This window comes from Pokkaliibacter sp. MBI-7 (genome assembly GCF_029846635.1).
In the GTDB taxonomy this organism is placed as follows: Bacteria; Pseudomonadota; Gammaproteobacteria; order Pseudomonadales; family Balneatricaceae; genus Pokkaliibacter.
The window spans coordinates 4,382,488-4,405,144 of the sequence record NZ_JARVTG010000001.1; the positions used below are offsets into that span (position 1 = coordinate 4,382,488).

Here is a 22,657-nt window from a genome sequence, read left to right on the forward strand (position 1 = left end):
TAATAATGAAAAAAGCCCACAATTATGTGGGCTTTTTTCAAAACTTGGAAGGTATGACATTTCCGCTCTAATTGCGTGGTGTGAGTGACCTTCACACAAACAATATATCGTTGTTTTGTTTTGTGGTCAAATTTGGTCAAAGCACTCAAAGATAAAGCTGCCCTGTGTGCCTATGGTTGGCTCTTCCAAATCAGAAGACCTTCTGCTTCCCATTTCTGGACTGGATCAGGACCCTCTTTGCCATACATTGACGTGACTAAGTTGTAATACTGATTACGACCAACCTGCTGGTTTTGCCTGATAGGGATGATGACAGGAGCGCCGCTTTTTATCTCAAAAGTCACAACGACAACGCTATCGATCAATGTCTGCTTGGCAGGTTTGAATAGGGCCATTGGAGCGTTTTGTATAATGGTTGGAAGCTGCTGGATCATACGTGTGGGGATACCATGATCAAAGCATATCTTGCTTATAATGCTGCTTTTGACTGCCACAGGTAAGGCAGGAAAACCTGCATGAGTGAGCAGGTATTCAGGAGTATCACATACAAGCAGTAACTTCTCATGCTGCGGAGCTTCATGCATCTCTGACGTGATCAGAGCATCAACTAATGTTGCAAAGTTGTTCAATACAGCCCCCGAAAACCCAAGAAAGGAATCAGCAAAGGCCGAAACTTTACATCCCGTACATTTTGTATTCAACTTACCCCCACCACAGGCGTACAAGGAGAGTCCCATGCCCGCCCACACCTCAGCCACCAAGGCCGGCTTTCTGCAACGTCTAAAAGATCGGCGTTTCCAGATACTGCTGGCCAAACAATTGATGCTACTGATCTATAGGGTGTTTGCGATTACTGTGGGGGTACTCACGGCGGGGTTTGTTCAATTTATGGCCGTGGGCACCAGTAGTGAGGAAAGCGATGATAGCCTGCACAGAACAGGCTATCGTCATGGTCCAGAGGGTGATGGGTACTACAGTGGTAGCCAGAAAATCGACTAGAACCACGCAGAATGGCACTGCCAAGTAGTACCATCCTGATAGTAGTTCGTAGTTCGTAGTTCGTAGTTCGTAGTTCGTAGTTCGTAACTGCTTATGCCTGCCCCTTGTCTCCCTTCGATTTTCCTTTTCCAGTTATCTGCTGGAAGAACTGAGCAGCCCCTTTTCCCGCATCCCCTGCCGACTTAGTTCCTGATCCCATACCATCAGAAATCAATGCCATCTTATATCCAGCCCAACCCATCGCAGCCAGGAAGAACGCTGGCCATACCAGAAACATGGTGACCGTCACAAAGTCACTGACCCAGTTGTCAAAGTCATCAGCCAGGTAACCCAACAGGGAACCGTCACTGGGGCTGCTGTAGAGGATCTCCACCAGTTTGTTGTCCACGAACCGGGCCAGCTCCCACCAGAAGGTCATAAAGACCAGCGCGCAGTAGGCGAGGGTGATCGACATCAGCGTGGCAAAGCTATAGCTACCCATGACCATGACGATGGGCATCGAGATGATCAGGGCCATCATCAGCATGCTCTGTACCATGGGCAATGACGTTTGCACCAGATACATAGCAGGCATGACGGTGGCAGTCGCAACACCCATACCCACCGCTGCCGTGGCGGTTTTCAGGGCTGCGACGGGCGCCCCTACAACGCTTCCCCCTTCCGACTCAGAATAGCCATAGCTTCTGAAGGCACGCCCTGGCCGCTCCATCGTGGTGGAGGACATCAGGGTACGCAGCAAGTCTTCATCGGAGACACCGATCGCGAAGAGCTGTTCCAGCAGATCGTCTGTCAGCTCCGCTTTCGCGCGCGCGGCCAGACCGACTTTGCTATCACTCCACCACTGTTTACAGGTGGGATAGCCACCGGCCCCGGTATTGGGCAGGGCCACGTCCCTTGCCGCATCATACGGAAAGTTGGGGTTAGGCAGACTGGCATGATGGGTGTCGTAGTAGCCCGGCGTAGTCAGAAAGTAGTTCGAGCCAACCCAGTCCACGTCACGCAGCTGCTCTTCGTTGAACTTGTAATAGTCCGCACGCTTCAGGTTTGTCAGGCGTGACTTGGATACGGCAAAGCAGTCCCGCGCAAAGTCACCCAGTTCTGCAGCCAGGCCTCCAGAGATATATTCCTGATTCAGTTCGTACTTCACTTGCCGGAGGTTGATCTCACAGGGGATCGAGGCAATCGCGGGGTAGGTGATCATCTTGGCCACGACATGCCAGCTCCACCACCAGAAAGGCACTTGAGGCGTCATACCGTTGACGCTGGCAAAGCCTGTCGTCCAGGCATTTTCACCGCCTGCAGGTTTGCCCTGATCACTCATGGAGCATTGTGCCGAATGCAGGTTGTCTGCGTTAGGGGGATAGACGACCTTGAGATTAACGTTAATGAAGGGCTGCAGTGCAATCAGGATCACGATGAGCGCCTGATACAGATCGATCTCAAGGTTGTTCAGCCCCAGTGCGCCCTTGTTACCCTCATCGGCACCCTGACGACGCATTTCTGCAAAGTTGCTGTAGACCATAAACATCAACGGGATCGCAAACACCCCGGAGTCAGAGAGCACGGCCCATATTTTTTCGCTGATATACCAGCCCAGCAGCACCATGGAGTATTCCAGGTGCGAGTCCACGGCCATGATCATGCCGCACCTCCTACGATCTGAATCAGGCGGATCACTTCAACGGCGGCGATTATGCTGACGGCACGCCAGCCAAAACGGCGCACCTTGGCCGCGCCATGACGCTCTGCCATGTAGTGATGGCTGGTACGCCACATCCAGTAGAAGCCCCCATACAGCGGTATACGCCACAGATACAGCCAGGGGCTGAGCCGGCTCCACCACTGACTAAAGTGCTCCAGTTGTTCGGTGTGGTTCATGCTAAAGCGAGCCAGTACCAGCAGGGTGGCAATGCACGCTACCAGGATGGCCACTGCGATCAGCAGCTTCCTGGTCAATGTCAGTCCACGCTGAGCCAGCTGCAACATCTGAGGGTTATGCCAGAGTTTCATATCCATCATTCCTCATCCTTCGGGTACAGACCGGGTGCGGTATTAGGTAAGGGACGTGCATTGGTACCTTCATTGCTGGTACGACGGTCAGCAGTACGGGTCAGTGAGGTGAGTGCGGTGTTCTCGGCCAGCATTTTGCGGATCTCCATTTCCTGTTTGAGGGAGCCGATTTCCCGGTCCAGCTGATCCAGGCTGCTATCTACAGCGGTTTGTAGCTCATCGGAGTTCTGCACTTCAGGAATACTGGCACCGGCGACGAGGGCACGGCGCATCAGGATGGCTTTGTCCAGTACCCGCGACAGTGCCAACTCACCGGACAACCGCTGTACCAGCAGGGAGCGTTCAGGGTCATCCCGTAAGCTGTCGATGATGGAGCGTGAGACCTGCAACAGTTCGCCCCGGACACTTTGGCCAGGTTGTCATTGGTCACCTTGAGCGAGCCACTGGCGAGGCCTGCCAGGGTGGTGGCAATGGAGTCCTGGGCCTCGGCGACCATCGGAATCAGCCCCGTACCGGCTTTACCCGCCACTTGTTCGCAGGTGGTGCAGGTGGTCAGGGTTTTCTCACCCAGCACCTTCACCATGTCGTCAGCCAGTTCGGCAGGAGAGCTCCAGACCTGACACATCGAGCCACCGGCACAGGATTCACTCCCTGTCGCATGGGAGAAGGTGCCCGTGTCGGTGACGGTACGGTTGGTCAATACGTTGGCACCGGCCACTGCCGTATCACGGATGACTTTAATGGGATCCTGGCCCTTACCACCTTTACGGGCACCGCCTACCCACTGAATGCCCTCATCGCCGCCTTTACTCTCGGCCTGCTCCTTGGCCTGTACGGCATCGGTTGTGGAGGCTGCTGCCCGCTGGTAGGCATCGGCCTTGGCTTGCTGGGCCAATCGAGACCCCATGACCACATCGGTCATATCGGAGGCCATGCTCTCGCAGGTGAGCTTGGCAGAGTCGAAGGACAGTTTGCCTTGCAGTACGCCATTCTGCAGCAGGTCATAGAGCTGTGGATTGCTGCGCTGAATGATCATGGCCGGCAGTGAAGCCACGGCGCCAGTCGCGGCATTAATCACGTTACTCATCAACGACTTGAAGCCGTTAGTAACGCCGTTCAATTGGTTCTGTACCGTTGCTCCGAGATCAAAATTGCCGCACATGAGGTTGGCATTCCAGCCGACCCCCAAGCCAATGGAGTTGGGCGTCTTCCGGCTTGCTGGGCCTGCAATCACATTGCCGCCGCCAATGGCGTAATACACCGAGTCATTGAGCACTTTGTCATGCACATCAAACCCGTAGTCGGTGTCTGCACCAGCCAAACCACTGCCCATCACTGCACCCGTCAGGCCGACGGCCAGGGTCACGGTTTTTACTGCCTTCACTGCACCAGCCCTCTTTATCCTTACGTTCATTGCTGCTCCCTCACATGAAATCCGTGTAACCCAGGAAGGTTTGCCCTCGCCGCTGACAGCAGCTATAGGGGCGCCACAGCGACCAGACATAGCCGCCGTTCTCACTCAGTCGGTCGGAGTAGGTGTCAGATGGGAAAATCGCGCAGGTGTACTCCAGCTTAGGAGACAGCTGCTGCCACTTGTGGGTTTTCTTATCCCCTTCGGTGATCGGGCCGGGTGGCCAAGTAGCCATCGCGACTGGAGGCCGTCAGCGGGGTATAGACGTGCATCTGCCCGGAGCGGGTGACCAGATCGCCTACGCGCTGGGCCACGACAGCCCCTGCTTTGTAATCGTGGGTCTGGATCAATGCGCCGGCACGCGGATAGACGCTGCCCCACATATCGCCCGTCTGGCCGACTTCACGCTGTCCGGGGATCAGCGCTTCAGGGTAAACAGACTCAGGCACACCCCAACGCCAGGCCAGGGTATCCAGGGTGGAGACGAAGTAGGGGTAAACAGGAGTGGCACTGGTTGAACAGGCATAGCCTGACTGAGAGGCCAGATTAGAGGCGATATAGCCGCCCGGATGACCGATGGCATCTGCACTCTTGAAGCGCACCTTGCTGTGTTCATTGGCATGCCGGCCATGGGTATCCCCACCACCTTCCGCTCCTGGGAGCGGGACACCAACAAACGACATCTCAGACCAGGGGTTATCCCCTGGGTTGTTGTACGCCGAGACCACCAGATCCGGCACGTAGTGCCTAACCTTAACTGAGGTCCGCACTGTGCAGCCCCACCAGGTGCAGAACAGCCAGTAACAGACACCGACTACCCGGTACTCCACACAATCCGGCGCCATGGCTGACTGGGTGATGGTGGCAGTGGTAATGGCAAAAGTCGGTGTGGTCACTAGGCAGAACGACATCGCCATGCTGCGCAGCCGCTTTTTCCATGACAGCGGTACCGGGATGGCGCGGGGGGAAGAGGCCACCACGGGCAAGGTATCGGGCACCGTCATTGGCCACCCCCGGTGCGCTGCTGGATCTGAGCTACTGCGGCAGCCACATCGGTCTGGCCATAGACGACATAACGCCCACCCACCACCACGGCAGGCACTTTCAGCACCTTCAGTTCATGGGCGCGCACGACACCGGCATACGCTGCCTGCAGCTGCTGCTGGAATTGCTGGCCGGCAGGGCCTGCTAATCGCTGCTGCACCACTGCAGCGGCCTGTTCAGGGGGCTGCGGCAGGTTCGCGGAAAACGACTGTTCCAGCCGCGCGGGTTCGTCCAGATAAGCCACGCGAGTCTGTGCCATGAGTGTCGGCGGCACCGTGACGGGCTGTGCATGGACGGTGAAAACCTCAATGGAGGGGGGAGCAGATGGTGAGGGCGCAGCGGCCCAAACCGCTGCACTGACGATGGCCAGCACACCACCGGCCCATGCTGCTGTTTTGCGAAGATGGATGGGAAACATACCTGACCCCTTGAAGACTGAAACTCAGCCGACAGCTTCGAGAAGAAAAGGTAAAAAATCCGCAGTTAACTCTTGCTGGGTGTCAGAGGGTTAGCTCAGGCTGCGCCAGGTGGTGGACAGTCCCCGTACACCCACCTATTGTAAGTATATTTCTTACAGGAGGCGGCGTGATGTCTCGCACTATTACTTTCCAACCCAGCCCGGAGCTCGGCGAGTTTATTGACTCGCTGATCCAGACAGGCAGCTATAACACCCAGAGCGAAGTGGTCAGAGCAGGATTACGACTACTGCAGGAGCAAACGGCAGCCTCTAACCTGGAACAATTGCGGCGCCTTATTGATGAAGGTGAAGCCAGTGGGAGTCCGATGCCATGGGACGTTGACACTTTTCTGCAGAAGATGAGAAAGCCATCGCCATGACGGATAAGACATTCAAGGTATATCCCAAGGCCGAAGAGGATCTGACTCGCATCTATCAGTACACCCAGCAGGAATGGGGGGCACAACAGGCCGAAGCGTATATCAGAACACTCCATCAGGGATTGATGGTCATTGCCAGTAAACCCTGCCTTGGGACGCAACCGTGATTACATTCGTCCGGGGCTCAAGGCTTACCATACGGGATCGCATATCGTTTTCTATAAATCGACCCCATACGGTGTTGCTATTGTGCGTGTTCTGCACCAGGCCATGGACTATGATCGGCATTTCAACTGACAGGGTGGAACCTTGCGCATCGCCTCACTATAGTGGAGCTCTGCTTATCAGGAGAGCAGCGCAAAGCCGGGATCATCGTCAGATGTCCCGGCTTTGTGTTTTTAAGGAGGGGAGGAGCAAGAAGGTATTATTTAAGTCGCTGAGTGGTATGACCCAGTTGCTTCAGCAGATTGACTGCTTTCTTGTCAAAGGAAACAAAGTATTACCACCTTGAAGCCGCCCATCATAAGCAATGATGCCATCGGCAAAATCTCCCCCTGCGTCAAAAAGCTGAAGACCTGCTTCGACAGCTGATTTATTGACCACGACGTTTGCGGTATTCATCAATTGACGGATGACTGACGCAATATCGGTGCGCGCAACCTGATAGCCTCTGCCCAGAACCCAAACGAGCTCACACAATGAGTGCAGGCTAATCACCACAGAACTGGCCTGGTTAAGTGTCTGTATGGCCACCCTTGACTGATGTAGATCATCCTCTGTCAAAAGACGCACCAGAACATTGGTGTCAGCGGTAATGTTCATGCAGGCGTGGCCCCTGCTTCGGCAGAAGCCTCTCTGATGACGTCATTCATTTCTTCTACAGAGAGAACGCGTCCATTGGTTTTGCCTTTGAGAAAGCCTTGTAGAGATTCAAACGTATTTTTGGGGGGAAGGGCTTTGATATTGGCCCGCCCTTCAGAGAGCAGCTCCAGCTCAACTTTGTCACCGGGCTTGAGCCCTAAATGGCGGAGCACTTCTTTATTAAAAGTGACCTGGCCTTTGGCGGTAATTGTCAGCGTAGCCATGGGATGACCCTCCAAGTGGTATAGATACATGGTAAGGCATATCTGCCTTACCATCTACTATGACCAATACGGGCTATCGTTCAACTCAGCTCACCACACGAAACTGCTGCCGGCGCTGACTGGCCGTATTCTGCAGTTCAATACAGTGGTCCACCATGCGCCCCTCACTGTCCGTCAGCAGGCATCCGGCATCACGTAAGATATTCAGGTGAGGCTTCATCAGCGGTACAGAAGGGTAGACCTGCCATACACGCAGACCATCACTGCTGGCCATATTGATATGGAGTTGCTGAGGATGCCCATAGCCGGCATCAGAGGAGGGATACACCGAACGGGGAGCATGGCGCGCTGCCTGATAGTCCTGCCAGCGGTCTTTCAGCACGATGCCTGCAAGGATCGCTACCAGGTTAAGCAGGCCAAACAGCAGCAGATAACCACCGACCTGTACATTGAGCCCCAAGGTGGCGGCCAGCACGATCCCCAGCCCCATCCAACCAATACCGCGCAGACCTGCCCAGTAGGCCTGCCTGATCATGCGTCCTGCTTTCATTCTGATCATCCGTATCATGGTGTGCACACTCCGCCGCCGATAACGGCTATTAAGTGTGCTAAAGCGTTATTCGGTTTCCGTGACAGCAACAGGTGCCGTGGCCTGATCACCCTCGTCCGGCTCCCCGTTGTCCTCACCGCCTTTGATGTGCTTCAGTGTGGCTTCCGCTGTGGCTACGCGCCCGGGCAGCTGGTCAGGCGCAATGGCGCGTCGCGTGGTGACATCGTAGCCGAAATGGATCACCAGCCTGGCTGCAGCCAGTTTGCCGCGCTTCCTCGGAGATGTCGCCAGCAGCTCCCTCCAGCGGCTGACCGTCCAGCCCGATACGACGTGCTCCTTTCCAGACCGCGATCAGATAGTGCCGGCGGCTGGTGTAGGCCTTGAGCGCAGCCCGCACCCGTTTCAGTGACACCCCCATCGCCTCAGTCACCACGATGGTCCGGATCTGCTCACCCACACCGATCCCCAAGGGTTGAGCTGGCTCCGGCAGGCAGTCGGGGAAGTGTGTACGCACGATCTCCAGGCTGGCCTGAGCATAGGTTTTCGGTTTTTTTGGCTGACTGGCAGGAGGAGGTGTCACCGGCGCCGCTGCGGGTGGACTGGCTAAAGGCGTACTGACAGGGGGCTGTTCATTTGTACTCGGTATGGCCACAGCGGGGTGTGGAGGGAGCCTCCACCGTGTCTGCAGCCACTTTACGCTTCAGACTCAACTTCGGGCGGGAAGGCGGGGTAGTCATCATGAGGTCCATCGGTTTCGTGTCAGGGTTCGTCCAGGGCACAGCTTACCGTAAAAGGCCGTCCCCTCTACAGACCATGCAGGATCAACTCCTTCGGCACATATCCCAGCTGCAGCTGGTGTGAGTGTGGCCACTGTCCACAGAGCACGGTCACTGAATCCCCTTCCTGCTTGAAGGGGATCATATCCACCGGAGGATGGGGCTCACAGCGCCCCTCCAGATCCGGGACGACCTTCACCCCCATCATATTGCCTACCGGAATCGGTGCTATCAGCAGGCTGTAGTGGCCTTCGCCGTAGAACTCGGCCACCTCCTGACCCCGACGGTAATCGACATAACTGTCTGCACTGATCCATGCCAGTAACATCATCGGTACCATGACGAACAGACTGGCGCGCTTCATATCGTGCTGCATAACGGGGGACGTCCTTGTAACGGGTGATCCAGGATCACGGTTGGGAATCGATCAGTACCGGCTCGGCCCAGTACAGAATCTCTTTCATCTGTTTTTGTACCTCGGTGGTCAGCTGGTTGGCCTCCTTCAGCACCGCCATCTGGTATGCCATCCAGCGCTTATCATCTTCACAGGCCCCCTCCCGCACCTGACCGGCGATGGCCACCGCCTTGCGTCGGGCCTTGGCCTCCATCTGTCGAATGACCATGCAGGCCTCCCGCGCGCTCTGCATCACCTCATCACTCAGTAGCATTTCACCGTCATAGATACGCTGGAGCGTCAGTGCACGGTCTCTCAGCACCGACAGTGCTCCCTCACACTCACGGTACAGGTCCATGACGACATCGGTGGGGTTGGGTTCAGCGGCATCAGTCGTCAGGTCATCCATATCGAGGGACACGGATAGTGGTTGAGCAATAGCCGATGGCATAGCGAACTCCTTCTCGATTGTTTTTGTTATGGCCAGAAAGTGATCATTGAACACAATGCGCCTGAATCGATATAGATACCACCCCAGTGGGCGTCATTGAACTGGCACAAGGGACAGCCGCCTTACCGTTTGCGTGCCCAAAACAACACTGCCAGGATCAACCTGGCAGTGAGATCAGATAGGCCGATCAGGGATCCAGGCCTTTACACTTAGCCCAGCGCCTTTTTGACACGGGCTTTCAGTGCCGACTCCAGCTGACTGACATTGGCACCGGCAGGATTACGATACGTCATGGTCAGGGCCGCTTTGCCTGAGCCCAGCTTGTCGATCACCATATCCAGCACAATATCCTGACCGCTCACGGTCGCATCACTGCGCATGTGATAGGTCACACCCGGTGTGGCCTCATAACGCCATCCAGCGTCCTGCATTCTCATGCGGGAAGCCAGGTCGCCACGGGCAGCTCTCAGCTCTTCCGGGGACTGAAAACCAAACTCCCGTTTCATCCGAATAAACACCAGATCCACATCCTGATTCACGGCCATACTCACGACATGGCGCCCTTCGGAATAGGGAGCGTTGTTCGGGGCGCCCAGGCCGATGCTGCGCGGACCACTGTTATCCGTGGTGGTCCCTGAGCTGACGGACACAATCCCAAACGGATCCTTGATTGAACAAGTAACGCAGCTGCCGTCCTTGGTATACAGATCGCAGCCGGCTAACAACCCACCGATGCCAATACCATCACACCCACACCTGCCTTTACCCTGGCGGTTATCCCCACGCTGCACTCCTTATTGATTGTCATTGAATACACCAGTTGACCTGCCACAGCCGACTGTCGCTGTCAGTGCTTGCCACTGACATCCCCCTGTACCTTACTACTGACGCTGTACTGAGACCGAGTTACTGAGGCCGGTTGGCCATTCCTGCTCGTCATGTGCCCTATGGCCATATCGATAATTGTTGCGGCAGCCACGTCGCTTGGCCGCCTGATAGGCCTCCTCAAGCGCCACTGTTTCCGACGTGGCCAGCACGGTGACCATGCACCACACCCGCTGCCACATCAAGTACCGAACAAGGATACTCATGCCGATAATCCGGCACTGGCCTGTTGATGGAATTGACCGCCACCAGCAGCAGGTGGCGACGTGCGCTCACCAAACAACGGCACCACCACACCGGGTCCACCGGGGCGCTTGTTCACAGTTCTCTCCTTATTCGGTTCATGGCCCGGATTCATTCCAGACCGTTTCAACATGCCCTCCACCGCATTGACAGGGCAGGGCAACCTTTCAACAATACCCAAGCCAGCCTGCCACCTACTGGAAACAGGCGAAACAGCAGGTGGCAGGCTGGCAATCTACTGACTCCAGGATGGAACCGATGTCCCACGCTTTTCATGCCCCTACTGCCCGGATGGCCTTCGGCCTTATCCGCTACCTGATCGCCATCAAGCAGCGCCCGTACTTTCAGCAGACCCTGCTCAAAGCCCAATGGCATGGCCACCTGATCCTTAACCGGAATCGCGGTGAGCGCATCGTCCTCACCCAACCCGATGGCCACCAGATCATCCTGCTTGTCTACGATGTCAAAGACACCGAGTCGCAGCAGCAGGTATGGATCGGCATAGAGGCACCGCGCCATATCGCCATCCGGCGCCCCGAGTGCTACGCCCACCGCAACAGGCAATACCTGAGTCGCCTGGCCCGCACCTTCTGCCTCGACTCAACCATCGACTGACTGCTTCAGCCTCTCAGAACCGCTTCCAGTCATTTCCACACAAAAACTGCCTCAGCCCTTCTACTATCACGAACTGCCACAGCCAGGCTGGCCTGCCACTGATTCAGCCAGCCTTGTACAGCGGATCAGCACCAAACACTTCTTCGGGCGCCTCTGGCCACTCGGCCCGGATGACATCAAACTCTCCCTCCGACCAGCAGCGCAGAAACACCAGTCCGTCATCCCCTGACCCCAGCTGCAACGCATACTCAATCGCGGCCACCGCAGCCACCACCGGCGCTTCCGCTGTCTCCCTCATCGAGGTCATGCCTTGTTCTCCTTCACCCTGTCACAGACGGTATGCCGCCATCCTGCCAAAGCCCATACGCTGCCACAGCAAACAACCCTCACCGCCCCGAAGAGGGTTTACACGCGCCGTGGCCATCATCACCCCTGCGACCAAAGGGGAAGAGGGTGAGAGGGTGGTGGGAACTGCACTGCAACAATATGATACTCAGCCGTTACATATGTTACACATTCACCACCGGACGGACCCATGTCACCGAACACCGCACACCCTGCCAGCCCACTGCAACAGGACGCACAGGACTACACCACCTACCAGGACTGCCTGGAGGTACTGAAGCAGACAACGCTTTCACGGGGAATTTACTGGGCCAGCGGATGGTTGCTATTAGCCCTGGTGATACTGGCCAGAGGCGTGCTCTGCGATACAGACGGCGTTAACCTCACCAGCTTCTTGAATGAAGGCAGTATCGCCTTAGTGCTGCACGGGTGGCCATAGCTCAACTGATCAGAACCTACCTGCGTATTACCGAACTGGAGCTACTGCCCAAAGAACAACTGTGCCAGCAGTGTTGAGCGTCACCACCGGGGCAACTCACCCGGTCTGACAGATCAATCCCTGCGGAATCAACAGATCAAATACCTGCTGCTCAAGGCCGCACTGCAACCCCAGATTGACCATGGCCAGTGCGACAGACAGATATAGGTCTCCTCATCCCGGCCACTGCACAGCGCCCATTGATAATGCACAGCCAACTGTCCCATCAGACCGGCATTAAAGGTGTCCTGATCCTGGTTCAGTATCCCCAGCAGCGCCCAGGCCATGTTCACCAGCCCCTGATAACAGCCGGACAGGGCAGGATCCTCCGGCAGTTGCCCCATGCCAGCTGCAGTACCTGCCGGGCTATGTCCGCATAGCCCGCCAAACAGGCAGCCATGGCCTGCAGAATACTGTCAGCCATACCATCCAGCACCGGTACCTGGCGCGTGAGGCGAAGGGGCAGGTCGGGTACTGCTGCAGGATCTCCTCCTGCAGATCACGATCACCCGCAGCCAGCGCACATACCACCAGACGAAGGACATCACAGGCCGTCGTCCCCTGTATGAGCACCGGGTCATCATCCGGCCTTTCCTGAGCCATGCGCAGCGGCTGTAAACCATACTGACAGGCCCGTTGCCAGTAACAGCGGGCCATCTCACAGTCCCATCAATGCAAAGCCGGTCCCCAGCGTTTCTGCATCCAGCGACGTGGCCACATACAACACCTCCGGCACCCCAGGTTCCAGTGCTGCACGGTGCCGGATCAGCCGTTGCTGAGCCTGACGCAGCCATTGTGTTAGCTGACTGAGAGTAGGGGAGAGACGCAGAATCCCCGCCCCCTCCGGTGACGCTGCAGACGACATTGACCCGGCACCGTCCAGCGACAGCGCCGAACGCATCCAGGCAGACAGAGAAGGAGAGGGATCACCAGCCTGAACAGCGGCAGAAGGAAAGACGAAAGCAGAAGACAAAGACACCATGACCCTCCTTGGACATCGTGAAGAAAGCACTGACTCAACTGGACTACACCAGTCATCGAAACGATTGCTAATTAAGTAAACAAGAACGTCCACCAGTTCCGGTTCATTACAGGGTCATGTAACCCTCTGTGCCATAGCGAGAGTTTCCCATCGCACAGCCCCGCCTGTTTGCCCACACTGCCCACATCCACCCCCATCCCCGAGGAGACCACCATGTCCGAACTGGACCAGGCCCAACGCAATCCCGCCACCCTGGCAGATCCGCCCCTGGCACCGTCCTCACCGCCCAGCCAGTGCTGCGACGACCCCCTGCTGTTTGCCATGCGCGATAACTACCACGCCTTTTCCATGCCCCTGACCACCATCATGGGTTGTGTGGCTATCGCAGAGGCCCGTGGCATCCTGCCACCGCTACCCGAGTCCTGGTGGATCGAAGTGCAGAACCAGTATCACTGGCCGGTACCACAGTGGCGCCAGGCTGGCCTGGCCTCACTGGCGCCGCCCACCCCCTGACCACCAATAACAAAGGGTGACGTGCTCACACACCGTCACCCTTTGCTGTCCCCTCCACGTTATCCTGCCCCTCACGATGCTCTGTCAGCCTACCGACTGCCGCAGTCAGGCTGGGTGTAAACTGCTCCAGCCAGCCCTGCTACGGAGTGACTGACACGCCTGCCGATACAGCTGCGCACCTTCAGTACGGGTGGGGGTACCATGCCGGCTTCTTCGGCGAATAGATCCCGTCTGGATTCAGATGCTGGCAGAGCTCGCTGCTAATGCCGGCAGAACTGCTGACTCCCAATCCCCGCGCCTTGTCCAGCTTCTGAGCGATCATCAGGGCCGCCTCCAGCTCAGAGACACCGTGCTCATCCATCAACCCCTTACGGGCTTTCTTTTCCTCCTTCTCCGTCATCCCCAACGCCAGATACAAACTGGGCGGGACTGAGCGGAACAGCATCTGCAGATTCTTGCTGAGCACCACCCCTTCGGTGTACTTGTGCTTTTCCTTCTGGGCGGACAACACCAGGTGTTTTTGATCGGCACTCAGTGTCTTGAAGCGCGCCACCTGCTCTACTTCGGCAGGCTCCATCACCAGCAGGATCCACCACTCACAAAGCCCCAGTAGCTTCTTGGCAAAGTCCGGGAAGTCGTCCATGTTCTGGGTGGCCAGCCACAACCAGGCCCCAGCTTTCGCCACATCTTGCCGATCTTGGCCACATAGGGAGCCAGTAGCGAGTTGACCGTCACAATGTGCGCCTCATCGATAGGCACCACGATCTGCCGCCCTGAGAACTGGTCACGCTCGGCAATGTTGTTGATGTGGTTAAACAGTGAGATCAGTGCGAGGGATAACTGCCCCTCGTAACCCTCACGCGATAACGTGGCCAGATCCACCACAGTGACGTCCACTTCTGGCCAGGGGGTACCTTCTTTGGCGAACATCTCTTCCTCAAACGAGCCCGGTGCACACATGAGATCGAGCGCATCCGCCATGCCCTCGATACGTAAGCGGCGGGTCTCAGACTGATCCGGATCACGGGCCATGGCACGCATGGCGCGCTGCAGGTCCGGTGCGGTCATCTGCCGTTTCCCGGCGTACGCCTCTTCCGCTGCCTGCTGAATGGCCCGACGCACCGCCGAGCGGTCCTGCCGCTTGTACTCTTTGATTTCAGCCTCTTCACCGCCGGTAATCATCAGCCGGGCAGCCACTTCCATTTCACCCAGCACATCCCGCTGCGCATCGCCTTCATCATCATCACTGTCGTCAGCCTCATCATCGCTGATGTCATCCGGGTCATAGCTTCGTCCTGACTCGAACAACAAATGGCTGTCGGCAAAGGGGTTCAGACGTACCCCCGAACCCGGTTTGAGCGACACCTTATTGACGCTGAGCCCCAGTGACTGACAGTAGTCCGCAAACAACCCAAAGCTGTTACCGGCCTCAATCAAAAAGACACGGGGACGATGGATGGCCAGCACTTGCGTCAGCATGGCCACCAGGGTGGCGGACTTACCGGCCCCTGTCGGCCCCAGCAACAGCATGTGCGCATTTTTTGCCCGGTCAGCGGTGGAGAGCATGTCAAAGGTAAGAGGGCCACCGCCCCGGTTGAACGCCGTAAAACCGGGATTGCCGGTACCGACGGCGCGGCCAAAGATGGGCACAATCGAGGCCAGATGATCAAAGTACGCCAGATTGACATACCAGTGCTTGCGGTCCTCATGTGGCTTGTAGTTCATAGGCAGCCAGCGCAGATAGCTATTGAGCGGTGCTACCTCATGGCGCGGATCCACCATTTCGATACCTGCTGTCTGCGTGACGGCAATAATCTGGTTGGTACGCTCATTTAACTGGGCCATATCCTGACCACGGACATAGAAGGCCAATGAAAAACGGCACATTTTGTCACCGGCCAGCAGCTTACGCTGTGCCACATCACACTCTTTACGTGCCGCTGTTGCATCATTGGAATGGCCGGACGAGCTGTCCCGGATTTTATCGATATGGGCTTCGATTGAGTCCTGTGGCGTGATCACCATCGTCATGGTCATGATGGTGGACTCCGGGAGGGAGTCGAATAGCGAATTGACCATGCGGCCACGTCGCAACTCCGCGTCAGGATGCCGGGGCGAGGTACCTGCTTGAATCGATTCATCATGATCACGCGATGGGGCATACGATCAAACAGCCAGACACCGCGATTCACATCCGATGCCGGGTGGGAATACATCAGGCACTCGGAGAAATCGTCCAGCAGCGGACTTCGCCCCTCAGGGGGCTCCTCATCGACATAGTGTGCAAGCCGGCCGAGCGCTTCCGTATCACCCTGCGTCAGCGTGGGGCAGGGGTTAAACCAGGGCAGTAGCCACTGAAACACACTGCGGCCATCACAGCGCTGGACATCGATCCCGATGGACTCCAGGTTTGCCACCAGACGGGCACAGGTGTCATTGATGTCCTGCACCGCCGTCTCAAACTCATCCTCAGTCGAGTGGCCTTTGAGGGAAAAGTTCGCCTCAAAACGTCGGTACAACACCAGGCGAGTGCGGCGGATCTGGCCACGCCAGGGGTTGCGCGTCACTGCCGTGTCCTCAAACAGCCCGCCGGGCTTACTGATCCCCCGCAAATGGCCTTCCATCTGCTTCAGATAGGCCTGAGTAAACTCGGTATCCGCGATCATGGGATCGATATAGGCATCGAGATGTTCCAGGTACGAGCTAAAGCTGGTTTCATCCTGGCAGTAAAGCTGCACTACCCAAGGCTCCGTGTCATATTCATCGAAGGATGACTGCAGTACCTGTTGCACCTGAAAACGGACGTTTTCGATAAATGCATCGTCACGCCCTTCGGTAATCACGGGCTTAAGCTCAAACACCACGCCTACCGAGCTCCCGTCCTCCAGCTCAAACACCTGATGCTTATGGTTGTAATCCACCCAGGGCAGCAGGTCGACAAAGGAGCTGAATTCCTGCCCCTTATTCATAAACGCCTGCTCGTCTGCGATGGTCATGTTTGAGCGCGAAATACGCTCATGCGTGGACCCGTCTGCCAGGGACACAACGTGTTTACCATCGCCCTGCAGAGCAAAGGCGCTCCGCAACTTCTCCATGACTCCCATCATTGCTTCCTCGCTATCAGTAGTCGCCCAGGCGTTCGCCGGGCATCGCGTACTGGATCCGCGAATAGAACGGGATCACCGTGGAGTAACCCGGAATCGGTGCCGGCTCATTACCGGCCAGGTGCGGAAACACATACACCACCAGATCCGGGTTGGGCAGGCGCGGGAACTGGCTGACGATCTCATTGGCCGCCGTGCGGGTGTAATCCCCGTTCACCTCAGCCACCCGATTGCCCCATGCCTGCCTGGCCACCATCACCTCGGCGGTGGGCTTGCCTGCCGTGGCCAACGCCTGCTGATCATAGATACCGTCACCCAGCGGGCGACGAAGTGACGCGCGGGCATCCATCAACTGACGTTGGTTCGTACTGGTACCGCCCATCCCGCTCAGCCCTGCGGTATCAATCCCCTGACCATGGTAGATATCCAGCATGGTTGCCCCATTAGTGGGAAACATCTTGTCTTTGGAGGTCGAGCAGCCTGTCATACCTGCAACAGCAACCATCCCCAGCACCGCAATCCATTTACTTGCCATCATCCCATTCCCCCTCAATCCAACGCCCCAGAACGGCCACCCGCCCCCGACAGATAACTGACCTTGCGGCCATTCAGCTCATAATCGATCTTGAGCTCCCGGGTGATATGCAGCGCCACCGGCTGACCCGGTGGCACGTAGATAGCATCAAAGGTCTGGCCGTAACGCTGAGCGACCCACTCGCTGACTTTCTCCAGGCCGCCGGCGATGCCGCTATTCAGCGCATATTTACCCGCATCGCCTGTGACAGCAGTGACCACGGCATCCGTCCCGGTGACCGACGTGGTCTCTGACTGGGCAGAAGCGGAGGCCGCTGCGGTGGCCATCCCTAAACCGAACTGAGTCGACAGGTACTCCATGGCATTGGATTTTTTCTCACCGGAGATACAGGGAATCCCATAGGGATCGGATAACCATCCCAGGCTTTGTGTCGCTCCCTGCGCTCCGGCACCTGATGCCGATGATCCGTTGCCCTGACTTTGCCCGCCTTCTTCGCTCTGGCCGTTGATAGTGCGAATGGTGCCGTCGGTGAAAACGAAGGTGATGGAAGTGACAGAACCCCGCACACAGCTCAGTACCCAGTCGCCTGTGGCCACACCTGATACCACGGCCTGCGCCACATCCGGCAGCTCGATGCCGTTAGCCATCAGGTTGTCTGAACCGATGACAACCTTGAATGGGTAGGGGTCCTGCACAGAACCATTGATCGGGATACGTCCCAACAGCGCGGTCATAGAGACCGAACCCATCAGGGTGGCGTTCTCTGCGACGGTGTACACTGGCACAGCGTCTTCCTCTGCTGAACTTCCCAGCACCTGAGCCGCCGCACCGTTTGTGGCGCTGTTGAGTGAACTCAGTCCTTTGTCAGCCAGCGAACCCACCTCACCGAATGACGAGGGGAAACTGAACTGACTTCCCGTACTGGACACCATGCCGTTGGCATCGGTCTTACGCATGTCCTGCGGCTCCACCCACATATAGGTTTCCCCGCCGAAGGTCACGGTACCCCCCAGCCCCCCTAAACCCGCATCCGCAGGCAGGGGCACAGAGCCCGCTCCCCCCATGGATGAGCCTGAGACGGCGCCGTCGCTGCCCACTGCGTTCAGCTGGCTGGTGACGGTATTCATGCGGTTCTCGAACTGGGACAGCTGCTCACCGACCTGTCCCATCAGCTCGTTCTTGGCCGATGCCAGCTGACTGGAGACAGCGGTACTGGCTGCACCTTCCACATCCCCGGCCTTCTGCCGTAAGGTGTCGTTTTCCTCCAGCAACTGCTGCATCAGCTGGTTGGATTTCGACTGCGAATCGCGCATTTGATCAATCTTTGCGACCAGTGCGGACACCGTGTCCTGAGCACCGTCCATGCCCAACCGCTTTTTCTCCTCCGACGTCAACTCCCGCACAGAGGTACCCTGGGCTGCCTGCGCCGGCGTGTCGCTACTGCTGTCGTCGCGGCCAGAGTAGGCAATCGCGACGGCACCGATGACCGCAGCAGGAATGATGACCTTCAATAGTCCATTGCTTCTGATCGTCGCCATCATTTCGCTCCTTTAGCTGGGCGGTAGGGCAGGGGCAGCAGGGCGGACTCCAGACCTTTGCCCTGCGTCACCAGATACGCCGTCGTGGTATCCTCGGCGCTACCTGCCGGCCCCAGCGTCGGATGCTGAAAGGCGGCACTATACAGATCCCCATTCAGCAGACGGGGGTCGAGCAGGACCGCACGAGGAGCCCGATTGATCAGGCGTACTGCCGTGACGGTGTAGTCAGCCAGTTTCCAGGCCGCGACGGCACGGGCATCGACATCGAGCGAGGGCAGCAGCGATCCCAGCGGGCCTTTGGCGCGCACGGGTACCGCGCTCACACCAGGCAGTGCCTCGACGGTACGTAACGGGGCGTACATGTTCTGCGCGGCATAGCGCGTGAGAGAAATAGGGGCAGGAGTGCGAGAGGTGGCATCCGTGCGGCCAATGCGACCGGCGACGGCATCATCGGCCGTCGGGCGCGGTGCGGCGGGAGCCGCTGCGCTGTTCGCTGACGAACCTGACGCACGAGCAGACACGGCGCCCGCACCTGCACTGCCCGGCATCCCATCACTGGCATAGTTGGGCGACAGACCTGCCGTGATACCAAAGCTGCTCAGGTCATCCCCTTCCCCGTACAGCACCTTCATCGGCTCATAGGCCGAGCTGTTGGCTGTGACGGTGGCCGCATCCTGCGCGGTCACGTCCAGCAGAATAATCTCGCCTGTTTCCACTACCTGAAGCGGAATACGGGTTTCGGGAAAGGGTGCAGCGGCTTTGAGGTACAGCGCCCCACCGGCATTCTGTACCCGCAGGGTATCGGCCAGGGCCACCGGCAGGGCCAGCTTCACATTACGATCCACATAGACAATCCGTTCCTGGCCGACAGCCAGTGCGGTTTTGATCGGCACCCGATTCCAGTGCACCAGCTCCACGGCAGAAGCCAGGGGAGACAGCACCATCCCCACGACCAGGCTTACACCCATGCGTGTCATCATCTTCATTTCACCTCCTCCATCACACTGCCATCCAGTCGCTCTGGCAGGGAGTCATAGCAATCCAGGGCCAGTCCAAATGGGTTCGTTTCAGGATTCATATCCCAGCGCACCACCTTCAACGGATGCAGCATGGCCAGCTTCTTGACCGACTCACCATGAACGCTTTCGGTCAGCATTAACTCCAGATCCACCACCCAGTGGTCGCGATCCTGGATATGTACCCGGTCATCCGAAACCCCGCGCCCTGGAATCTCTGCGACAGAACGCACCCGGTCGGTCAGCTCCTGGCTCACCTTACGGCGTTCATAGTCGCTATCCAGCCAGGCCTTGCAGGACGGGGTGAGATACGCACGCAGCGTCTCAATCCGCTCGTGATAGTCACTCTCACCATCACGCGGCCAGTAGTTCAGTTGCTGGAAAATATAAAAGGCAAATGAGTAAACCGTGCTGGGTGGCACCTCCCACCAGGCGCGGGTACTGCCACTGCGCAGGTCAGGCGGGTTGTGTACAGTCAAATGACGGGGAGCGGTATACCACCCCCACGACGTGAACCCTGCAATCGCGGCTAACAGCGCAATCACCAGTCGCAGACTGGTGATGTGCGAGTCTCGTGATGACAGCGCAGTGCGATGTCGGCTCATAAAAACTCCAGAGTGAAATAGGAATACAGCGTGGGAAGAAGGTAGCTAGCAGTGGCGCGTTATCTGAGAGGTATCCAGGGCCATCAGTCGAACATGCCCTGGCGTTTCCGTCTCAATCGGCGCCGTACCCCCTCACGGCGGAGCCACCAGGTTGCATCCTGATCGATCAGTGATGCCTTACGAAAAAACAGGCGGCTGACACTGCCGTGATGCAGCCGCCACTCCAACATGCGGTAAAACCAGGCACCGGGCTTATTGCGTTTGGCGGCAGCCAGTCGGTCGCTGCCAAAACGCAGGGCCAGATAGCCACACACCGCCATACTGGTGGGGATGGCCGGCAATTGCCCTGGCAGTAGCAGAACGACGATGAACACTCCCAGCACGAGGCCCACTACCACACCACTGCCGATGACCAGTAACAGCTCGTTGTTGGTTAGCCCACGGATCACCGTGGGCTCCCGATTCAGCCGCTCAGGCAGGTAGCGTGCATCCTTTTTTAGTCACGACTCAGCCTCACGCGAGAATGGCGGCGGCTTTGTTGGCCAGGTAAAGCACCAGAATCACCAGTGCGACCCCCATGCCTGCGACCAGACCCAGCTCACTGAGTTCAGCCTTCTGCATACGCCAGGCCTTGTAGGTTGCTATCGTATTGGAGCCCACCGACAGGAATGCCCAGGTGGCCAATCCCAGACCCACTACGATCAAAGCGTCATAGAGATAGCCTTTGAATGTGGCCAGGTTGCCACCGTCGGCGCCTGTGGACGGCGCCTCCATTTTGGGGAGCCCCCCCGCCCAGGCGGGTGATGTGAGCAGAATACTGCCAAGGATCACATACGCCTGTAGCGTTGCCTTACCCATGCGTCCATACAGTGAACGTGCTAAACGAAACAACACCATGTTTTACTCCCATTACTTGTGAGCGCGGCTCCTGCCACCTCAACCGTTGTTTAAAAACCACACCAGGATCAGAAAGAGGGTCACAACGCGAAGCACCTGCCACTGAACCTTGTCCCAGCGTTTATCCCGATCCATCTCTGCAGTGCCTTTCCAGATCGTGATTAACACCCAGCAGGACCACAGCAGATAAAGAGTCAGAAAGCCGCCAACAAAGACGAGGTAGCCATCTGCCGGGTTGCCACCGCCGGCCATCTTGTAGGCGGCCAGTTGCTTATCATCCATGACGATCTACTCCTGCTTGCCGCGCTGATCCACCTGATAGGCACCGCTCAGCTGCGAAGCATCACGAGGCTGCGCCCGTGAGGGAGACAGGTATTGGCTGATGCCTCTCGACATCCGCGCCAAGTCAGCCTTCGCCTGGTCATAGTTGAAGGCGTATCGATCCCCTGCGCGGGAGCGCTGTGCGACTTCAGAGCGGTCCAGAATCATCTGATCGAGTCCAGCTGCTTCAGGACCAGACTCAACTCCTCCTGTTCAGCAGAGGACGCCGCCGACACCGACAGCGATGTCAGCGCCATTCCCATACCGAGACCACACAACAACGAGCGGCATAACCCTGGCTGGGTGGCCAGCGTGAAAGGCGTAAACGAAAGGTCAGTTTCATCAGCAACACCTGTTTAGGTTGGAAAGGTGTATAGATTGACAGTGGTAGGGAGATACAAGCAGCAACAAACCCTCACTAGACCGTGGAGGGTTGGGGGATTCACTCACAGCAGGCCATGACCTGCCTGAACTTGCCCTATGACAAAAGCAGCCTATGGTTCAAAGAACCGCGATATAAACAATGAGAGAGGTCGTGATGGAAAATCTGTCGAAGGACGTGGCGCAGTCAATGGCGAAGCTATCGGCCCAGATCGAAGAGTTGATTCAAGCGACGCATCATCTTGCTGATGCCGTAGCCGATACCCGTAACAAGTATTACGAGCTGGAGAACCATGTGGCGATCTCTGACTCTCTTGTGGCTTTGATCGTCATGAATCACCCGGCACCTGACCTGCTTCACCAGGAGTGGAACCGGTTTATTGCTCATTCTGTGGCTGAACTGGCCACTGCGCAGGCCAGGCTGCGTCAGGTCGATGATGTCTTTGCGGAGCAGCTCTCTGTTAACCGCAAGAAAGTGATCAGCAACTGGACGCAGATACTGAAGACGGCCTCGAAAACAGGCAGCGTGATTAATGCGAGAGAATAAAAAAAGCCTGGAAACCAGGCCGAGGTATGAGCGCATGTGAAAAGGTATCAAGCCATGAAAGAATGCAACCCCAACACCATCGGGGCCGGGGGCAT

At 57.2% G+C, this 22,657-nt stretch carries 35 protein-coding genes and 1 pseudogene; 7 read left to right on the plus strand and 29 right to left on the minus strand.

From position 1 onward, the window contains the following. Nucleotides 1–170: 170 nt before the first annotated feature. Nucleotides 171–737: a hypothetical protein gene (locus QCD60_RS19410; RefSeq protein ID WP_279781174.1), complete on the minus strand. Its 567-nt coding sequence runs from the start codon at nucleotides 735–737 to the stop codon at nucleotides 171–173. Here QCD60_RS19410 and QCD60_RS19415 point away from each other — a divergent pair. Next, nucleotides 736–999, plus strand: coding sequence for a hypothetical protein (locus QCD60_RS19415; protein WP_279781172.1), 264 nt, complete (start codon nucleotides 736–738; stop codon nucleotides 997–999). The genes QCD60_RS19410 and QCD60_RS19415 overlap by 2 nt on opposite strands. 91 nt (nucleotides 1,000–1,090) lie before the next feature. Here QCD60_RS19415 and QCD60_RS19420 read toward each other — a convergent pair whose 3' ends face one another. The 6 genes and pseudogenes from QCD60_RS19420 to QCD60_RS19445 form a co-directional block, all read right to left on the minus strand. Further along, nucleotides 1,091–2,641, minus strand: a complete 1,551-nt coding sequence (locus tag QCD60_RS19420) for a conjugal transfer protein TraG N-terminal domain-containing protein (protein ID WP_279781170.1) — start codon at nucleotides 2,639–2,641, stop codon at nucleotides 1,091–1,093. Further along, nucleotides 2,638–3,009, minus strand: a complete 372-nt coding sequence (locus QCD60_RS19425) for a hypothetical protein (protein WP_279781168.1) — start codon at nucleotides 3,007–3,009, stop codon at nucleotides 2,638–2,640. Before QCD60_RS19425 ends, QCD60_RS19420 begins: the two co-directional genes overlap by 4 nt. A 5-nt stretch (nucleotides 3,010–3,014) precedes the next feature. Then, nucleotides 3,015–3,329, minus strand: a complete 315-nt coding sequence (locus tag QCD60_RS19430; protein WP_279787835.1) for a hypothetical protein — start codon at nucleotides 3,327–3,329, stop codon at nucleotides 3,015–3,017. Then, entirely contained in the window at nucleotides 3,281–4,393 is a 1,113-nt protein-coding gene (locus tag QCD60_RS19435) for an integrating conjugative element protein (protein WP_279787836.1), read from the minus strand. Before QCD60_RS19435 ends, QCD60_RS19430 begins: the two co-directional genes overlap by 49 nt. A 40-nt stretch (nucleotides 4,394–4,433) precedes the next feature. After that, nucleotides 4,434–5,337, minus strand: a pseudogene (locus QCD60_RS19440) (TIGR03756 family integrating conjugative element protein). Nucleotides 5,338–5,420: 83 nt separating this feature from the next. Further along, nucleotides 5,421–5,882, minus strand: coding sequence for a TIGR03757 family integrating conjugative element protein (locus tag QCD60_RS19445; RefSeq protein ID WP_279781164.1), 462 nt, complete (start codon nucleotides 5,880–5,882; stop codon nucleotides 5,421–5,423). Between the two features lie 170 nt (nucleotides 5,883–6,052). Between QCD60_RS19445 and QCD60_RS19450 the strand changes: the two genes are divergently transcribed. Further along, a complete protein-coding gene (locus tag QCD60_RS19450) occupies nucleotides 6,053–6,301 on the plus strand; it encodes a type II toxin-antitoxin system ParD family antitoxin (protein WP_279781162.1) in 249 nt (82 codons plus the stop codon). Beyond that, nucleotides 6,298–6,468 (plus strand): type II toxin-antitoxin system RelE/ParE family toxin, encoded by a 171-nt coding sequence (locus QCD60_RS19455; RefSeq protein ID WP_279787837.1) that lies wholly within the window; start codon nucleotides 6,298–6,300, stop codon nucleotides 6,466–6,468. Before QCD60_RS19450 ends, QCD60_RS19455 begins: the two co-directional genes overlap by 4 nt. Before the next feature lie 292 nt (nucleotides 6,469–6,760). On the opposite strand, the gene QCD60_RS19460 is transcribed toward QCD60_RS19455, so the two are convergent. The 8 genes from QCD60_RS19460 to QCD60_RS19495 form a co-directional block, all read right to left on the minus strand. Next, nucleotides 6,761–7,123 (minus strand): type II toxin-antitoxin system VapC family toxin, encoded by a 363-nt coding sequence (locus QCD60_RS19460; RefSeq protein ID WP_279787838.1) that lies wholly within the window; start codon nucleotides 7,121–7,123, stop codon nucleotides 6,761–6,763. Beyond that, complete coding sequence (locus tag QCD60_RS19465) at nucleotides 7,120–7,386, minus strand: transcriptional regulator (protein WP_279781157.1); 267 nt, start codon at nucleotides 7,384–7,386, stop codon at nucleotides 7,120–7,122. The genes QCD60_RS19460 and QCD60_RS19465 overlap by 4 nt, the downstream gene beginning before the upstream one ends. 85 nt (nucleotides 7,387–7,471) lie before the next feature. Beyond that, complete coding sequence (locus QCD60_RS19470; protein WP_279781154.1) at nucleotides 7,472–7,936, minus strand: hypothetical protein; 465 nt, start codon at nucleotides 7,934–7,936, stop codon at nucleotides 7,472–7,474. A gap of 193 nt (nucleotides 7,937–8,129) precedes the next feature. Continuing rightward, nucleotides 8,130–8,516: a ProQ/FINO family protein gene (locus QCD60_RS19475; protein ID WP_279787839.1), complete on the minus strand. Its 387-nt coding sequence runs from the start codon at nucleotides 8,514–8,516 to the stop codon at nucleotides 8,130–8,132. A 224-nt stretch (nucleotides 8,517–8,740) separates the two neighbouring features. Continuing rightward, a complete protein-coding gene (locus QCD60_RS19480) occupies nucleotides 8,741–9,088 on the minus strand; it encodes a hypothetical protein (protein ID WP_279781150.1) in 348 nt (115 codons plus the stop codon). 34 nt (nucleotides 9,089–9,122) lie between these two features. Next, entirely contained in the window at nucleotides 9,123–9,557 is a 435-nt protein-coding gene (locus tag QCD60_RS19485; protein WP_279781148.1) for a hypothetical protein, read from the minus strand. A gap of 209 nt (nucleotides 9,558–9,766) precedes the next feature. Beyond that, nucleotides 9,767–10,207 carry a hypothetical protein gene (locus tag QCD60_RS19490; RefSeq protein ID WP_279787840.1) on the minus strand — a complete coding sequence of 147 codons (441 nt, stop codon included), beginning with the start codon at nucleotides 10,205–10,207 and terminating at the stop codon, nucleotides 9,767–9,769. A 231-nt stretch (nucleotides 10,208–10,438) separates the two neighbouring features. Continuing rightward, nucleotides 10,439–10,648, minus strand: coding sequence for a hypothetical protein (locus tag QCD60_RS19495; RefSeq protein WP_279787841.1), 210 nt, complete (start codon nucleotides 10,646–10,648; stop codon nucleotides 10,439–10,441). Nucleotides 10,649–10,943: 295 nt separating this feature from the next. On the opposite strand from QCD60_RS19495, the gene QCD60_RS19500 reads away from it, so the two are divergent. After that, nucleotides 10,944–11,300 carry a carbon storage regulator gene (locus QCD60_RS19500; protein ID WP_279787842.1) on the plus strand — a complete coding sequence of 119 codons (357 nt, stop codon included), beginning with the start codon at nucleotides 10,944–10,946 and terminating at the stop codon, nucleotides 11,298–11,300. 103 nt (nucleotides 11,301–11,403) lie between these two features. Here QCD60_RS19500 and QCD60_RS19505 read toward each other — a convergent pair whose 3' ends face one another. Continuing rightward, nucleotides 11,404–11,607, minus strand: a complete 204-nt coding sequence (locus QCD60_RS19505) for a hypothetical protein (protein WP_279787843.1) — start codon at nucleotides 11,605–11,607, stop codon at nucleotides 11,404–11,406. A gap of 228 nt (nucleotides 11,608–11,835) precedes the next feature. Between QCD60_RS19505 and QCD60_RS19510 the strand changes: the two genes are divergently transcribed. After that, nucleotides 11,836–12,084, plus strand: a complete 249-nt coding sequence (locus tag QCD60_RS19510; protein WP_279787844.1) for a hypothetical protein — start codon at nucleotides 11,836–11,838, stop codon at nucleotides 12,082–12,084. 128 nt (nucleotides 12,085–12,212) lie between these two features. On the opposite strand, the gene QCD60_RS19515 is transcribed toward QCD60_RS19510, so the two are convergent. Both QCD60_RS19515 and QCD60_RS19520 read right to left on the minus strand, forming a co-directional pair. Continuing rightward, a complete protein-coding gene (locus tag QCD60_RS19515) occupies nucleotides 12,213–12,467 on the minus strand; it encodes a hypothetical protein (protein ID WP_279787845.1) in 255 nt (84 codons plus the stop codon). A gap of 314 nt (nucleotides 12,468–12,781) precedes the next feature. Continuing rightward, nucleotides 12,782–13,105, minus strand: coding sequence for a hypothetical protein (locus QCD60_RS19520; protein WP_279787846.1), 324 nt, complete (start codon nucleotides 13,103–13,105; stop codon nucleotides 12,782–12,784). Between the two features lie 213 nt (nucleotides 13,106–13,318). Here QCD60_RS19520 and QCD60_RS19525 point away from each other — a divergent pair, with 213 nt between their 5' ends. Further along, a complete protein-coding gene (locus QCD60_RS19525) occupies nucleotides 13,319–13,618 on the plus strand; it encodes a hypothetical protein (RefSeq protein WP_279787847.1) in 300 nt (99 codons plus the stop codon). Nucleotides 13,619–13,799: 181 nt separating this feature from the next. Here the strand turns inward: QCD60_RS19525 and QCD60_RS19530 are convergent, their stop codons facing one another. From QCD60_RS19530 to QCD60_RS19580, 11 genes are all read right to left on the minus strand, one after another. Beyond that, a complete protein-coding gene (locus QCD60_RS19530) occupies nucleotides 13,800–14,261 on the minus strand; it encodes a hypothetical protein (protein WP_279787848.1) in 462 nt (153 codons plus the stop codon). After that, entirely contained in the window at nucleotides 14,195–15,697 is a 1,503-nt protein-coding gene (locus QCD60_RS19535; protein ID WP_279787849.1) for a conjugative transfer ATPase, read from the minus strand. The genes QCD60_RS19530 and QCD60_RS19535 overlap by 67 nt, the downstream gene beginning before the upstream one ends. Next, the gene (locus QCD60_RS19540; protein WP_279787850.1) at nucleotides 15,652–16,713 is read right to left on the minus strand and encodes a TraC family protein; all 1,062 of its coding nucleotides are present in this window, start codon (nucleotides 16,711–16,713) and stop codon (nucleotides 15,652–15,654) included. The genes QCD60_RS19535 and QCD60_RS19540 overlap by 46 nt, the downstream gene beginning before the upstream one ends. Nucleotides 16,714–16,738: 25 nt before the next feature. After that, nucleotides 16,739–17,260 (minus strand): TIGR03751 family conjugal transfer lipoprotein, encoded by a 522-nt coding sequence (locus QCD60_RS19545; RefSeq protein WP_279781318.1) that lies wholly within the window; start codon nucleotides 17,258–17,260, stop codon nucleotides 16,739–16,741. Between the two features lie 11 nt (nucleotides 17,261–17,271). Beyond that, nucleotides 17,272–18,798 (minus strand): TIGR03752 family integrating conjugative element protein, encoded by a 1,527-nt coding sequence (locus QCD60_RS19550; RefSeq protein ID WP_279781316.1) that lies wholly within the window; start codon nucleotides 18,796–18,798, stop codon nucleotides 17,272–17,274. After that, nucleotides 18,795–19,781, minus strand: a complete 987-nt coding sequence (locus tag QCD60_RS19555; RefSeq protein WP_279781314.1) for a TIGR03749 family integrating conjugative element protein — start codon at nucleotides 19,779–19,781, stop codon at nucleotides 18,795–18,797. The genes QCD60_RS19550 and QCD60_RS19555 overlap by 4 nt, the downstream gene beginning before the upstream one ends. Beyond that, the gene (locus QCD60_RS19560) at nucleotides 19,778–20,416 is read right to left on the minus strand and encodes a PFL_4703 family integrating conjugative element protein (RefSeq protein WP_279781312.1); all 639 of its coding nucleotides are present in this window, start codon (nucleotides 20,414–20,416) and stop codon (nucleotides 19,778–19,780) included. The genes QCD60_RS19555 and QCD60_RS19560 overlap by 4 nt, the downstream gene beginning before the upstream one ends. An 83-nt stretch (nucleotides 20,417–20,499) precedes the next feature. Next, nucleotides 20,500–20,895, minus strand: coding sequence for a TIGR03750 family conjugal transfer protein (locus QCD60_RS19565; RefSeq protein ID WP_279787947.1), 396 nt, complete (start codon nucleotides 20,893–20,895; stop codon nucleotides 20,500–20,502). A gap of 34 nt (nucleotides 20,896–20,929) precedes the next feature. After that, complete coding sequence (locus tag QCD60_RS19570) at nucleotides 20,930–21,313, minus strand: TIGR03745 family integrating conjugative element membrane protein (protein ID WP_279787851.1); 384 nt, start codon at nucleotides 21,311–21,313, stop codon at nucleotides 20,930–20,932. 39 nt (nucleotides 21,314–21,352) lie between these two features. Next, nucleotides 21,353–21,595, minus strand: a complete 243-nt coding sequence (locus QCD60_RS19575) for a TIGR03758 family integrating conjugative element protein (protein ID WP_279787852.1) — start codon at nucleotides 21,593–21,595, stop codon at nucleotides 21,353–21,355. Between the two features lie 6 nt (nucleotides 21,596–21,601). Further along, the gene (locus tag QCD60_RS19580) at nucleotides 21,602–21,802 is read right to left on the minus strand and encodes an RAQPRD family integrative conjugative element protein (protein ID WP_279787853.1); all 201 of its coding nucleotides are present in this window, start codon (nucleotides 21,800–21,802) and stop codon (nucleotides 21,602–21,604) included. Between the two features lie 367 nt (nucleotides 21,803–22,169). Between QCD60_RS19580 and QCD60_RS19585 the strand changes: the two genes are divergently transcribed. Then, entirely contained in the window at nucleotides 22,170–22,562 is a 393-nt protein-coding gene (locus QCD60_RS19585) for a hypothetical protein (protein ID WP_279787854.1), read from the plus strand. Nucleotides 22,563–22,657 lie beyond the last annotated feature (95 nt).